This is a genomic window from Inhella crocodyli, from assembly GCF_004004565.1.
Lineage (GTDB): Bacteria > Pseudomonadota > Gammaproteobacteria > Burkholderiales > Burkholderiaceae_C > Inhella > Inhella crocodyli.
On record NZ_SACM01000004.1, the window covers coordinates 1 to 12,525 of the forward strand.

11 protein-coding genes are annotated in these 12,525 nt (G+C 67.9%); 7 read left to right on the plus strand and 4 right to left on the minus strand.

From position 1 onward, the window contains the following. Window positions 1-189 precede the first annotated feature (189 nt). The 4 genes from EOD73_RS13225 to EOD73_RS13240 all read right to left on the minus strand — a co-directional run bounded on the left by EOD73_RS13225 (window position 190) and on the right by EOD73_RS13240 (window position 4,879). A complete protein-coding gene (locus EOD73_RS13225; protein WP_127683505.1) occupies window positions 190-681 on the minus strand; it encodes a YgjV family protein in 492 nt (163 codons plus the stop codon). Window positions 682-703: 22 nt separating this feature from the next. Then, window positions 704-1,330 (minus strand): rhamnogalacturonan acetylesterase, encoded by a 627-nt coding sequence (locus EOD73_RS13230; protein WP_240660711.1) that lies wholly within the window; start codon window positions 1,328-1,330, stop codon window positions 704-706. Window positions 1,331-1,418: 88 nt separating this feature from the next. Further along, window positions 1,419-4,370, minus strand: a complete 2,952-nt coding sequence (locus EOD73_RS13235; RefSeq protein ID WP_127683506.1) for a TonB-dependent receptor — start codon at window positions 4,368-4,370, stop codon at window positions 1,419-1,421. A 173-nt stretch (window positions 4,371-4,543) separates the two neighbouring features. Continuing rightward, window positions 4,544-4,879, minus strand: a complete 336-nt coding sequence (locus tag EOD73_RS13240; protein WP_127683507.1) for a cupin domain-containing protein — start codon at window positions 4,877-4,879, stop codon at window positions 4,544-4,546. Window positions 4,880-5,081: 202 nt separating this feature from the next. Between EOD73_RS13240 and kduI the strand changes: the two genes are divergently transcribed. The 7 genes from kduI (at window position 5,082) to EOD73_RS13275 (ending at window position 12,473) form a co-directional block, all read left to right on the plus strand. Further along, window positions 5,082-5,918 carry a 5-dehydro-4-deoxy-D-glucuronate isomerase gene (gene kduI / locus EOD73_RS13245; RefSeq protein WP_127683508.1) on the plus strand — a complete coding sequence of 279 codons (837 nt, stop codon included), beginning with the start codon at window positions 5,082-5,084 and terminating at the stop codon, window positions 5,916-5,918. Window positions 5,919-6,006: 88 nt separating this feature from the next. After that, window positions 6,007-6,768, plus strand: a complete 762-nt coding sequence (gene kduD, locus EOD73_RS13250; protein WP_127683509.1) for a 2-dehydro-3-deoxy-D-gluconate 5-dehydrogenase KduD — start codon at window positions 6,007-6,009, stop codon at window positions 6,766-6,768. Between the two features lie 173 nt (window positions 6,769-6,941). Next, on the plus strand, window positions 6,942-7,826 hold the full coding sequence (locus tag EOD73_RS13255; protein ID WP_127683510.1) for a carbohydrate ABC transporter permease: 885 nt from the start codon (window positions 6,942-6,944) through the stop codon (window positions 7,824-7,826). Between the two features lie 91 nt (window positions 7,827-7,917). Then, window positions 7,918-8,763, plus strand: coding sequence for a carbohydrate ABC transporter permease (locus EOD73_RS13260; RefSeq protein WP_127683511.1), 846 nt, complete (start codon window positions 7,918-7,920; stop codon window positions 8,761-8,763). A gap of 145 nt (window positions 8,764-8,908) precedes the next feature. Next, a complete protein-coding gene (locus tag EOD73_RS13265; protein ID WP_127683512.1) occupies window positions 8,909-10,021 on the plus strand; it encodes an ABC transporter ATP-binding protein in 1,113 nt (370 codons plus the stop codon). Further along, window positions 10,021-11,322 (plus strand): ABC transporter substrate-binding protein, encoded by a 1,302-nt coding sequence (locus tag EOD73_RS13270; RefSeq protein WP_127683513.1) that lies wholly within the window; start codon window positions 10,021-10,023, stop codon window positions 11,320-11,322. The genes EOD73_RS13265 and EOD73_RS13270 overlap by 1 nt, the downstream gene beginning before the upstream one ends. Next, window positions 11,322-12,473 (plus strand): oligogalacturonate lyase family protein, encoded by a 1,152-nt coding sequence (locus EOD73_RS13275; RefSeq protein WP_127683514.1) that lies wholly within the window; start codon window positions 11,322-11,324, stop codon window positions 12,471-12,473. The genes EOD73_RS13270 and EOD73_RS13275 overlap by 1 nt, the downstream gene beginning before the upstream one ends. Window positions 12,474-12,525 lie beyond the last annotated feature (52 nt).

Below are 12,525 nucleotides of genomic sequence, written 5' to 3' on the forward strand. Positions count from 1 at the left end.
TGGAAACAGTCGCGCATGCTGCCGGCGGTGAGCTGTCCAGTAAGCAAGTTGGTTGGTGGGTGCTGATGGCCACTTTCTCGGCCGTGCGAGCGCGGCGCACGGTAAAGGCTAAAGCTGCTAGGGGTCGGTAGCCGCCCCGCAGGCAACTCGTGCCGAAAGCCGCTCCCCCGCCTGGGACGACTTAGGCCCTCAACGGCCTTGACGCAAACGCCAAATCGTCCAGCCATTGGTGGCCGCAATGGCGGCCTCCAGCACGGAGCCGCCCACCGAGCCCACCAGCACGTTGTTGACCAGCCAGCACCCGGTGCCGACGAGCATCAGCGCGCGCATGCGCACGCCGCTTTGGAAGAACAGCGCGTAGGTGCCGATGCAGCTGGCGGCGATGGGCAGCAGGCTCAGCGGGCCCGTCATCAACCACAGCCCCAAGCCCGCCGACAAGGCAATGAAGAAGACGCCCAGCGCCGGACTGCGCCCGCGCAGCGAGGCCAGAGAGCGCAGCAGCGACACGGTGGTGCTGGCCACCGCCGTGGGCTGGCCCAGCAGCGCGAAGTGGCCGATGAAGGCGGCGCACTCGGCCGCCATGAAGAGCTTGAAGCGCCGGTCGTTGGTCTGCGCGAAGCAGGCCAGGCCGAAGGCCGCGGCCAGGTAGCCCAGGAGCTGAGCCGGGGAGAACCAATCCATGGCCGGAAGTGTCAGCGCTGGCTCAGCGCAAGGTTTGGGCGCTGGCCAGTTCGGGCTTGAGGGCCAGCAGGCCGTCCAGCACCTGCTGCGCGAACAGCGCCGCGCCCTTGGGGCCAAGGTGCGTACGGTCGAAGCGGGGCGGGGCCTCGGCCAGGGTGTCGGCGGCCTCGGGGCCCAGGGCTTGCACGGCGGCGCTGCTGGTGGCGTAGAGGTCGAGAACGGGCACGCCCAGCTCGGCACCCACGCGCAGCGTGGCCTCGGCCCAGGGGCGCAGGTCGTTAACGAGTGCGCCGTCCTTGAAGCTGCGGCGGGTGAGTGGCGTGATCAGCACCACCTCGCCGCCCTCGGCCCGCACCTCGGCGACATAGCGCGCGAGGTTGGGGCCGAACTCGGTGGCCAGGTCGGTGGAGCGGCCAGGCTTGCCGGGTTGGTCGTTGTGGCCGAACTGGATGAGGACCAGGTTGCGCTGGCGGGTGTCGCCGGGGCCGCGCTCGCGCAGCAGGGTGAGCACCGTGTCCCACAGGCCTTCGGCGCGGTAGCTCAAGGTGGAGCGACCGCCGCGCGCCAAGTTCAAGCAGGCCACCTGTAGCAGCTTCGCGCACAGCGCGTTGCCGTAGCCGCTGCGCGGGGCCATCGTCGAGTCGCCCACCAGGAGGACGCGTGGGCCCGCGGGCGGCTGCCCTTGGGCCCACGACGCGAAGGTGGCGCCGACGAGCAGCGCCACCGCCAAGGCCGCTTTAGAACTTGTAGCGGGCACCCAGCAAGACCTCGCGACCGGTCACGTGGTAGACCACCGAGCTGTTGCGCGCCCGGCTGATGAACTGGTCGTTGGCCTCGTTGGTCAGGTTCACGCCTTCCAGAGTGACGTCCAGGTTCTTGTTCACCTTGTACGACAAGGACAGGTCGACGTTGCTACTGCCCACCTTGCCTTCGACGTCGTTGTTGTTCTGGCCCGGAACGCGGGTCAGGAAGGTGGAGCGCTTGGACAGCGACACCCGGGCGCTGAAGGTGCCGTCGTCGTAGTACAGCGTGGCGTTGGCCGAGGTGGGCGACATGTTGAGCAGGTCGTCCACGATGGTGGCGTTGCTGGTGGGCGAGACGAGGTAGGTGATCTTGGACTTGACCTTGGTGTAGTTCAGCAGCACGCCCAAGTTCTTGCCCCAGCCCGGCAGGAAGGTGAAGGGCTGCTGCAGGTTCACTTCAAAGCCGGTGAGCTTGCCCCCCGGGGTGTTGATGGGGGTGGTGACCTGGAAGACCTCGTCGCCCGTGAAGTTGCTGGGCAGCAGGCTCAGCGGCAGGCCGGTGTCCTTGAACGCGATGTTGGTGCGCAGGCTCTGGATGTAGGTGTCGATGTTCTTCTGGAACAGGCCCAGGCCCACGAAACCGCTGCGCGAGTGGTACCACTCGGCGCTCAGGTCGTAGGTCTTGGCGCGGAAGGGCTTGAGGTAGGGGTTGCCGCTGGTGACGCTGAGCGTGCCGGTGGTGCTGATGGTGCCGCCGGGGTTCAGGTTGCCCAACTGCGGGCGGGCCATGGCCTTGGAGGCCGCGAAGCGCACGATCACGTCGGGCATCACGTTGGCCGACAGGTTGAGCGAGGGCAGCACGTCGGTGTAGGTGTTGACGGTGTTGACCTCGGTGCCACCGGCCGTGGCCTGGTAGCCCTTGGCCAGCTGTTCGGTCTTGACGTAGCGCACGCCGGCGTTGCCGTTGACGCGCAGGCCGAACAGGGTGTCGCTGAAGTCGGCCATCAGGTAGCCGCCGGTGTCGGTCTCTTGCACCGAGCGGTTGTTGCCGCGGGCGTTGCCGTTGGTGGTGGACGAGAGCGTGAAGTCACCGGGGCCGCCAGCGGGGCCGCTCTTCAGGCAGTTGCAGTAGATGTCGTACGCGGCGGCGATGGCGCTCAGGTTGGGGATGACCCAGCTGGTGGGCGTGCCCGCGGGCAGGTCCAGGCCCTTGCCGAAACCGGTGAGCGTGGTGGTCAGGCTGCCCACCGAGGTGCTCGGCGCAAAGATCGTGTCGTTCTGGTTGACTCGGCGGAACTCGTAGGTGTCGAAGCTGTAGCGCTTCCAGTTCAGGCCGGTGCGCAGGCTCAGGCGCTCGGGCACGATGTCCCAGTTCAGGTCGGCCTGCGCGACGTCGTTGGTGTTGTTGGCGCCTTGGGGGCGGATGCGGATTTCGCTGGTGGTGGTGTTGGGCACCGTGGTGGGCTGGGTGCCCGTGGTCACGCGGGGCACGCCGACCAAGGTCAAGGCGCCGCCGACCTGCGTGGGGTCGAAGGGGTAGGTGATGACCGGCAGGCGGTCGTTGCCACGGAAGTCGATGCCGTAGCCGTTGACGTTCAGCGCGTCCAGCGTGGTGGTGGTTTGCACCGGGTTGCGGAACTTGGACTGCGCGCGGCCGAGCTTGGTTGTCAGGCGCAGGGTGTCGCTGAAGTCGTGCTGGACGGTGAGCGCGGGCTGCGTGAAGGTGGTGTTCAGCTCGTCGAAGCGGGACTCGGCCCGGATGTCCACGCCGTTGTAGACGCCGTACAGCAGGGCGCCGTTGGCGTCGTAAGCGGTGCTGACGACGCTGGTCTGCGGCTTGCCGCCCTGGCCCGCGTTGCGGCTGAAGGAGATGGCCGACAGGAAATCCTCTTGGCGCGTGGCGCTGAGCACCGAGTGCATCACGTCCAAGCTGACCAAGGTGGCGTTGCTCGGCCGCCATTGCAGCGCGGCCGTCAGGCCCAGGCGGTCTTGGTCGTGCGTCAGGCGGCCGTAGCGCGGCAGGCGCGGGTGGAAGTTGGCGGCGTTGCTGGCCAGGTTGTAGGCGGCGATGTTGTCGGCCGTGCCCGGCAGGCGGGCCACGCCCTGGGCGGCGGGGCCGCAGGTGGTGGCGGTGGAGGTGGTGGGGTTCGCGGGCGTCACGCCCTGTGGGGCGCACCAGCCGCCGCTGGAGGCGCCGTTGTCCCAGCGCACGGTGGAGAAGCCTTCTTCGAACACGCGGCGCTTGGAGTACGCGCCCGAGAACAAGATGCCCACGGTGCGGTCGGCGTTGGTGTCGGTCACCAGGAAGGCGATGCGCGGGTCGGTCTTCTGCGCCAGGTCGTTGTAGCGGGCCTTGGCCGACACGGTGGCGGTGAAGCCCTTGAAGTCGAAGGGGCGCGCGGCCTGCAGGTCGACGGTGGCGCCCAGCGAGCCTTCGTCCACATCGGCCGAGTTGCTCTTACGCACGGTCAGGCTGTTGAACAACTCGGCGGCGAAGACGTTGAAGTCGAAGCCGCGGCTGCGGTTGGCACCGCCGGAGCTGTCGGTGCCGCCGGTGGTGGCCAGGGCTTCGATGCCGTTGATGCGCACGCGGGTGAAGTCGGCCCCCAAACCGCGCACGGTGATGTTGCGGCCTTCGCCGGCATCCCGGTCGATCACCACGCCGGGCACGCGCTGCAGCGATTCGGCCAGGTTGGTGTCGGGGAACTTGGCGATGTCTTCCGACTTGACGACGTCGACGATGCCGCGGTCGCGCTTCTTGGCGTTCAGGGCGCTTTCCAGCGAAGCGCGGATGCCGGTGACCACCACGGTGTCGAGCTTGGCGGCATCGGCCGCCGCATCGGCTTGGGCCGTTTGCGCCCAAGTCGGGGCGACGGCAGCGCTCGCCACGAGGGCGGCGGCGAGGTGGGTGGGGCGCAGGCGGAAGTCGCGACGGCGCTGGCTCATGGTGGGTCTCCTGGTTCTGGGGCGTGTGCGCCGTTAGGGGGCCGGCGCGCACGGATCGGGGATCGGGGTCGTGAGTTGGGCGATGCCGCCCTGCGGGAGGGCTGCGCGCAGGGCAGCCCCGATCGGGAACCGGGCGGGCTTCGCTGCAGTGCGAGGGCCCACCGTTGAAAGGCTTACAGGTAGTCGTCTCGGCGGGGGGAGAACTGGTCCAGCAACTGGCTGCCGGCCTCCAGCGCCTTCACCCCGTGCATCACGCCGTGCGGGGCCGAGAAGGCCTGGCCGGCGCGCAACACGGCCTTGACGCCGCCGACCTCGCACTCGAACGAACCCTTCACGCAGAAGGCGATCTGGTCGTGCACGTCGTGCGCGTGGGGCGTGCCGATGGCGCCGGCGTCGAACTCGACCAGCACCGACATCAGCTGCGGCGTGTGGGCCACCACCTTGCGGCGGATGCCGTCGCCCAGCTCCGTCCAGGGCACGTCGTCGTTCAGGAAGTAAGGGCTGCTCATGACAAATCGGGGGGAAATCGACGGGAGAGGGCTGCGTTGTTGTGGACGACTATAGCCATCTCGTGCAAAATTGGAACAGCGGTTCACTAATTAGAAACCATGATTCCAAACAACGCCGCTTGTCGCCTAAGCTGCACCCCATCGCGCCGCGAGGCGCTTGCCCGACCCCGGCCCGCCGCAGGCCTCTGAAGGACCCGATCCCATGGAAATCCGCCAACCCATCCACAGCGAGCACGCCCGCACGCTGGACACCGAAGGCCTGCGCCGCCACTTCTTGGTGCAAGACCTGTTCGTGGCCGACCAGGCCACGCTGACCTACAGCCAGATCGACCGGATCATCGTGGGCGGCATCCTGCCGGTGACGAAGCCGGTGACCTTCTCGGCCGAGCTGGGCAAGCACACCGGCACCGACTACTTTCTGCAGCGCCGGGAGCTGGGCCTGATCAACATCGGCGGCGACGCCCGCGTGACGGTGGACGGCACGGTGTACGACGTGGCCGCCCGCGAGGCCCTGTACGTGGGGCAAGGCGCCAAGGAACTGAGTTTTGCGAGCGTGAACGCGGCCCAACCCGCCAAGCTGTACTTCAACTGCGCGCCGGCCCACACCTCCTACCCCACCCGCAAGGTGACGCAGGCCGAGGCCAGCCCCGAGACCCTGGGCAGCGCCGAAACCAGCAACCGCCGCACCATTTACAAGTACCTGGTGCCCGACGTGCTGCCCACCTGCCAACTGCTGATGGGCCTGACCCAGCTGGAACCCGGCAGCCTGTGGAACACCATGCCCTGCCACACGCACGACCGGCGCATGGAGGTGTATTTCTACTTCGACATGAGCGAGCAGGCCGTGGTGTTCCACCTGATGGGCGAGCCCACGCAGACCCGCCACCTCGTGGTGCGCAACGAGCAGGCCGTGATCAACCCAAGCTGGTCCATGCACAGCGGCGTGGGCACGCAGGCCTACACCTTCATCTGGGGCATGGTGGGCGAGAACCAGGTCTTCAAAGACATGGACCACGTCCCCATGACCGCCCTCCGCTAACCCGGCCTCCCTTCGCGGCAACGCCCCGTTCGGCACGGGGCGCGGGCCTTCCTCACCCGAACGGTGCCACGGCACCAGGACGAACCCCATGGTCCTTGATCACTTCCAACTCGGCGGCCAGGTCGCCATCGTCACCGGCTGCAACACCGGCCTGGGCCAAGGCATGGCCCTGGCGCTGGCGCAAGCCGGGGCCGACATCGTCGGCATCAACGTCTCCGACCCGGCCGACACCCGCCACGGTGTCGAGGCCCTGGGCCGCCGCTTCTTGGACCTGCGCGCCAACTTGGCCGACCTGAGCTGCATCCCCGACCTGCTGGCCCAGGCCAAGTCGCTCACCGGTGAGGTGAACATCTTGGTGAACAACGCCGGCATCATTCGGCGCGAAGACGCCATCAAGTTCAGCGAGGCCGACTGGGACGACGTGATCGACCTGAACCTCAAGTCCGTGTTCTTCCTGTCCCAGGCCGTGGCCAAGCTGTTCTTGGCGCAGGGCAAGGGCGGCAAGATCATCAACATCGCCTCGATGCTCAGCTTCCAGGGCGGCGTGCGCGTGCCCTCGTACACCGCCAGCAAGAGTGGCGTGATGGGCATCACCCGCCTGATGGCCAACGAATGGGCGCAGCACGGCATCAACGTCAACGCCATCGCCCCCGGCTACATGGCCACCAACAACACCGCCGCGCTGCGCGCCGACGAAGGCCGCAACGCCTCCATCCTGGAGCGCATCCCGGCCGGCCGCTGGGGCACGCCCGAGGACCTGGCCGGCCCGGTCGTGTTCCTGGCCTCCAAGGCCTCGGACTACGTGAACGGCTACACCGTGGCCGTGGACGGCGGCTGGCTTGCACGCTGAAGCCATGCACCGCTTCCCAGTCGTTCTCGGTGCAGCTTCATCAGGGGGCTGGGGCGCTGTGCGCAGTGAAGTGAAGGAGGAGGTGCCGTCCGCCAAGACGGCACCGGGGGACATGAACGGAGCACAGGGCTCCGGCGCCCTGATGCGCTCAGTGCTGGCATAGGCGATCCAACGTGTACGACAACAAGCGCCTCGGCTTCCTGTTCGTCTTGCCCTTCGTGCTGGGCGTGCTGCTGTTCAAGCTCACGCCCTTCGTGATGAGCTTTGCGCTGAGCTTCACGCAGTACGACCTGATCGACCCGCCCGAGTTCGTGGGCCTGCGCAACTACCAAGAGCTGGCCACGGCCGATCCGCTGTTCGTCAAGAGCCTGGGTGTGACGATGTGGTTCGCGGTGCTGGCCGTGCCACTGCGCGTGGGCTTTGCGCTGCTCATCGCGCACGTGCTGAACTTCAAGCTCAAGGGCATCAACGCCTTTCGCGCGGCCTTCTACATCCCGTCGATCCTGGGCGGCAGCATCGCCACCGCGGTGCTGTGGCGCTTTCTGTTCGCCAAGCATGGGCTGGTGAACATCGTGCTGGCGCAGTTGGGCTTGGAGCCCATCGCCTGGCTGGCCGACGAGCACTACTCGATGTGGACCATCGTGCTGCTGTTCACCTGGCAGTTCGGCTCGGCCATGGTCATCTTCTTGGCCGCGCTGCAGAACGTGCCCACCAGCCTGTACGAGGCCGCCGAGATCGACGGCGCCAGCAAGACCCAGCAGTTCTGGCGCATCACGGTGCCGCTCATCACGCCGGTGATCTTCTTCAACCTCATCATGCAAATGGTGCACGCGTTCCAGGAGTTCAACGGCCCGTACATGATCACCGAGGGCGGTCCGCTGCACAGCACCTACGTGCTGGCGCTCTACATCTACGACCAGAGCTTCCGCTTCTTCAACCTGGGCTACGGCGCGGCGCTGAGCTGGGTGCTGTTCGCGCTGGTCGGCGGGCTGGCCTTGCTCTCGTTCTGGAGCAGCAAGTACTGGGTCTTCTACGCCGGCGAAAAGGACAAGAAGTGACCAAGAGCCCCCGGTCTGCGGCGCTCCGCGCCTTCGCCACCCCCCAAGGGGGCCGTCTCCCGCTTGGGACGGCCCTGCGCGGGAGAACCGCATGAACCAGGTCGAAGCAACTCGCACGCCCTGGCTGCGTTACCTCACCCTCGGGGCCGTGGCCCTGGTGATGCTGTACCCGCTGATCTGGCTGGTCGGCGCCTCGTTCAAGAGCAACGCCGAGATCTTCACCTCGGCGGGCTTCGTGCCCAGCCAGCTCGACTTCGGCGCTTACGCCAAGGGCTGGAAGACCAGCACCGAGTACACCTTCGCCACCTACTTCCTCAACAGCTTCCTCATCACCATCCCGCGCATCGTCGTCACGGTGGTCAGCTGCGTGCTGGTGGCCTACGCCTTCGCGCGCTTCGAGTTCTGGGGCAAGAAGACCCTGTTCGCCATCATGATCGGCACCATGATGCTGCCGCTCATCGTGCTGCGGCTGCCCCAGTACCTGGTGTTCCGCGAGATCGGCTGGCTTGACGGCTACCTGCCGCTCATCGTGCCCTCGGCCTTCGCCACCGACACCTTCTTCGTCTTCCTGCTCGTGCAGTTCCTGCGCGGCATCCCGCGGGACATGGAAGAGGCCGCGCAGATCGACGGCTGCAACGCGCTGCAGCTGCTCTGGCACATCGTGGTGCCCCTGCTCAAGCCGGCCATCATCTCCGTCATCGTCTTCCAGTTCATCTGGACGATGAACGACTTCATGGGCCCGCTGATCTACCTCGCCTCGGTCGAGAAGTACCCGGTCAGCCTGGCGCTCAAGATGAGCATCGGCGCCACCGAGGAGGTCGAGTGGGCCAACGTCATCGCCATCTCCGTGGTGGCCTTGATTCCCTCGGTGCTGGTGTTCTTCGCCGCCCAAAAACACTTCATCGAAGGCGCCAGCAGCTCTGGCGTTAAAGGATGACCCCCCGTACCGGCTTCGCCGGCCCCCCAGGGGGCGCCGCCAGTGGCCCGGCAAAGCCGGTTCCACGGCGGCCGCTTGAAGCACCGCGGACTGCGTGGCGCTCTGCCCTTGGTCAAAACCGGAAGTTCGAAGAATTGAGTGCCCCATGGCAGCAGTGAATTTGAGAGGGGTCGAGAAGACCTACCCCAACGGCTTCAAAGCGGTGCACGGTGTCGACCTCGACGTGCGCGACGGCGAGTTCATGGTCTTCGTCGGCCCTTCGGGCTGCGCCAAGTCCACGCTGCTGCGCATGGTGGCGGGGCTGGAGTCGATCACCGGCGGCGAGCTGCGCATCGGCGGCCGCGCGGTGAACGACCTGCCGCCCAAGGAACGCGGCATCGCCATGGTGTTCCAGAACTACGCGCTGTACCCGCACATGACGGTGTACGACAACCTGGCCTTCGGCCTCAAGCTGGCCAAGACGCCCAAGGCCGAGCTGGACCAGCGCGTGCGCCACGCCGCCCAACTGCTGGAGATGGAGCACCTGCTGGACCGCTACCCCAAGCAACTCAGCGGCGGTCAGGCACAGCGCGTGGCCGTGGGCCGGGCCATCGTCAAGAAGCCCGACGTGTTCTTGTTCGACGAGCCCCTCAGCAACCTCGACGCCAAGCTGCGCGCCGCCATGCGCGTGCGCCTGACCGAGTTGCACCGCTCGCTGCGCGAGGCGGGCCAGCCGGCCACCACGATCTACGTGACGCACGACCAGACCGAGGCCATGACCATGGGCGAACGCATCTGCGTGCTCAAGGCCGGCGTCATCCAGCAGGTGGACACGCCCACCGCGCTGTACGAGCGCCCGGCCAACGCCTTCGTCGCCGGCTTCATCGGCTCGCCCGAGATGAACCTCGTGCCGGCCGCCTTGCAAGACGGCGCCGTGGCCGTGGGCGGTGTGCGCCTGCCCATTCCCACGGAGCGCCTGGGCCGGGCGCTGGCCGTCAGCGGCGAGGTGCAGTTCGGCCTGCGTCCCGAGCACATCGGCATCCAGCCCGAAGCCCGCCCCGGCACGGTGGCCGTGACCGGCACCCTGCGCTTTTGCGAGCACATGGGCGCCGAGGTCTTCGTCTACTTCGACGTGGGCGCGCAGGCCTTCAGCGCCCGCATCAACGCCGACCAGATCGGTGACCTGCTGCAAGCCCCGCGCGGCAGCCAGCACGCCTTCCAGTTCCAGATGGGCCAGGCCCACCTGTTCGACGCCCGCACCGGCGTGGCGCTGCGCTGATGCCCGCGTCACGACGCCTGGTGCTCGCGGCCGGCGCTGCCGCCGTCACCACGTTCGCCGCGCCCTGGGTGCACGCCCAAGGCTCCCGCACCCTGCGCTTCGCCTGGTGGGGCGGAGCCGCCCGCCACAGCGCGACGCTGGCCGCGCTGCGGCTCTTCGAGCAACGCCACCCGGGCGTGCGCGTGAAGGCCGAGTACATGGGCTTCAACGGCTACCTGGAGCGGCTCACCACCCAGATCGCCGGCCGGGCCGAGCCCGACCTGATGCAGATCAACTGGGCTTGGCTCGCCATGTTCAGCAAGCGGGGCAACGGCTTCGCCGACTTGAACGCGCAGCAGTCCGTGCTGCAGCTCGACCAGTTCGGTGCCGACGACCTCGCCTACGGCCAGGTGCAGGGCAAGCTCAACGCGCTGCCCCTGTCGTTCAGCGCGCGGGTCATGCTGTGGAACGAGTCGGCGTTCCGGCGCGCTGGGCTGGCCCTGCCGCGCAACTGGGACGAGCTCTTCGCCGCCGGCCCCGCCTTCCGCCGGGCCCTGGGCGACGGCGCCTTCCCGCTGGACGGCGAGCTGTACGACATGATGCTGCTGGCCCAAACTTGGGTGCAGCAGCGCCACGGCACGCCCTACGTGGACCCGCTCAACCGCCGCATCGCCATGAACGAAGCGGCTGCGCTGGATTGGGTGCGGACCTACCGCCGCCTGGTGAACGAGCACGTGTGCACGCCCCTGCCGTTGCGCGCCAGCCTGGGTGGGGCCGAGAAGCCGACCGAGCAGCAGCCCGATTGGGTGAAGGGCCGCTGGGCCGGCAACTACACCTGGGACGCCCTGATCGGCCTGCGCGCGTCCACGCTGCCGCCCAGCGAGAAGCTGGCGCTCGGCGCCTTCCCCACGCTGCCGGGCGCGCTCGACAGCGGCCTGTTCGGCCGCCCCACCCTGATGTACGCGGTGGGTCGCAGCAGCCCCCAGCCCGAGCTGGCCGCGCGCCTGATGAACTTCCTGCTGTGCGACCCCGAGGCGGCCAAGATCCTCGGTCGCACCCGCGGCCTGCCCTCGGCGCGCAGCAGCTTGGCCGTGCTGCAAGCCAGTGGCGGCCTGCCCCCGCTGGAACTCGCCGCGCACGACCAGATCCAGGCCCAGCGCCTGGCGGGCCGACTGCGCCGCCCCGCGCCCCTGTTCGAGCACGCGCGATTTTTGAAGTTCATGCGCGAGGTCTTCGAAACCGTGGCCTACGGCAAGACCAGCGACCTCGACGCCGCCCGCCGGCTCGTCAACGAGGGCCAGGCCCTCTTGCAGAGACTCTGATGAAAAGCACGCAACGCCAGCTGCACTTCAGCACCAAGACCGACCCCGACACCGGTGCGCGCGTCACGCGCCTGACGCCGCTGGACGTCACCTGCCACCGCAATTACTTCTACCAAAAGTGCTTCACCAACGACGGGCAGCGCCTGCTGTTCGGCGGTGGCTTCGGCGCGGGCCAGCACTGGAACTACCACCTGCTGGACCTGCAAAGCCAGGTGGCGACGCAGCTGACCGACCAGCCAGGCGAGAACACCTTTGGCGGCTTCCTGAGCCCCGACGACCGGCACCTGTACTTCGTGCGCCAAGAGCGCCAACTGATCCGCTTGGCGCTGGACACGCTGCAGGAGGAGGTGGTCTACACCGTGCCCTCGGGCTGGGTGGGCTACGGCACCTGGGTCAGCAACAGCACTTGCACCCGGATGGTGGGCATCGAGATCTCCGCCGACGACTGGTTCCCGCTCGACACCTGGCAGAAATTCAACGAGATGTTCCACCGCCAGCCCCTGTGCCGGCTGTTCTCCGTCGACCTGGCCACGGGGGAACGCACCGTGATCTTGGAGCAGCGCGGCTGGCTGGGCCACCCGCAGTACCGCCCCTTCGACGACACCACCGTGGCTTACTGCCACGAAGGGCCGCACGACCTGATCGACGCGCGCATGTGGTTCATCAACGCCGACGGCACGAACCGCCGCTGCGGCAAGGTGCACGACGCCGGCGAAAGCTGCACGCACGAGTTTTGGGTGCCCGACGGCAGCGCCATGGTGTACGTGAGCTACCGCCACAACGCGCCCGAGCGCTGGATCTGCCGCCTCGACCCCGTCACGCTCGAACACCGCGTGCTGACCTCCATGCCGCCCTGCTCGCACCTGATGAGCAACCACGACGGCAGCCTGTTGGTGGGCGACGGCTGCGGCAGCGCCAGCACCGACCCCAGCGCCAGCAACGCCATGCTCACCGGCGACCCCTACCTGCACCTGTTCGACTTGAAGGCCGGCACCACGCGCCGCATCGCCCGCCACGACAGCTCGTGGAAGGTGCTGCACGGCAACCGCCAGGTCAGCCACCCGCACCCCTCGTTCACGCCGGACGACCGACAAGTGCTGTTCAGCTGCGACGCCGAGGGCGAGCCCGCGCTGTACCTGGCCAGCTTGTGAGCCCCCCCCCGAATCGCTTCGCGCCTCCCCCCCAGGGGGGCGCCACCTGTGG

Bases quoted from the DNA above. Each gene is read 5' to 3' on its own strand.
- kduI (WP_127683508.1), top strand. From the start codon at position 5,082: ATGGAAATCCGCCAACCCATCCACAGCGAGCACGCCCGCACGCTGGAC.
- EOD73_RS13275 (WP_127683514.1), top strand. From the start codon at position 11,322: ATGAAAAGCACGCAACGCCAGCTGCACTTCAGCACCAAGACCGACCCC.
- EOD73_RS13225 (WP_127683505.1), bottom strand. From the start codon at position 681: ATGGATTGGTTCTCCCCGGCTCAGCTCCTGGGCTACCTGGCCGCGGCC.
- EOD73_RS13240 (WP_127683507.1), bottom strand. From the start codon at position 4,879: ATGAGCAGCCCTTACTTCCTGAACGACGACGTGCCCTGGACGGAGCTG.
- EOD73_RS13265 (WP_127683512.1), top strand. From the start codon at position 8,909: ATGGCAGCAGTGAATTTGAGAGGGGTCGAGAAGACCTACCCCAACGGC.
- EOD73_RS13260 (WP_127683511.1), top strand. From the start codon at position 7,918: ATGAACCAGGTCGAAGCAACTCGCACGCCCTGGCTGCGTTACCTCACC.
- kduD (WP_127683509.1), top strand. From the start codon at position 6,007: ATGGTCCTTGATCACTTCCAACTCGGCGGCCAGGTCGCCATCGTCACC.
- EOD73_RS13235 (WP_127683506.1), bottom strand. From the start codon at position 4,370: ATGAGCCAGCGCCGTCGCGACTTCCGCCTGCGCCCCACCCACCTCGCC.
- EOD73_RS13270 (WP_127683513.1), top strand. From the start codon at position 10,021: ATGCCCGCGTCACGACGCCTGGTGCTCGCGGCCGGCGCTGCCGCCGTC.